Origin of the sequence: Exiguobacterium sp. SH5S13 (genome assembly GCF_004337085.1) — a bacterium.
GTDB lineage: Bacteria > Bacillota > Bacilli > Exiguobacteriales > Exiguobacteriaceae > Exiguobacterium > Exiguobacterium aurantiacum_A.
Window position 1 is genome coordinate 1 of the sequence record NZ_SJUS01000085.1, and the last position, 383, is coordinate 383.

Annotated in this window: 1 protein-coding gene; it reads left to right on the forward strand. The window is 60.6% G+C overall.

Annotation, left to right across the window (positions count from 1 at the left end; genetic code table 11):
* Positions 1–288 (forward strand): hypothetical protein (locus EVJ30_RS15090; RefSeq protein WP_131469580.1); only part of this gene is annotated, 288 nt, incomplete at its 5' end.
* Between the last annotated feature and the right edge of the window lie 95 nt (positions 289–383).

Genomic DNA, 383 nt, shown 5'->3' on the forward strand with positions numbered 1-383 from the left:
GATATCCACGAACCCTTGAACCTGCTGTTCCCCGGTATCCGTGTAAAGGCCGAGACAATGCCCTTGGGCTGGGGGGATAGTATCTGCGCCCTGGTACTCCGGGTGAGTTACGAACATCTCACGCTGGGTCGCCTGGAGTACATGCACGAGGTCCCCATCCTGCACCTGTCGCAGTGGGGCCGGGACGGCATGCTCCAGCACCTGATGAACGAGATTCCCCGCCGGGTACTGGATGGCATGCTGCGCCAGGCACAGAAATACAGCCAGAGCAACTGGTACAGCAAATGACGACTATCCGAATCCTCGACCTCGAACCCGAGAGCCACGGGGACAAGTGGCGCAAGGCGTCGCCCTTTGACCCCCGCAACTGCATCGTCATGGCC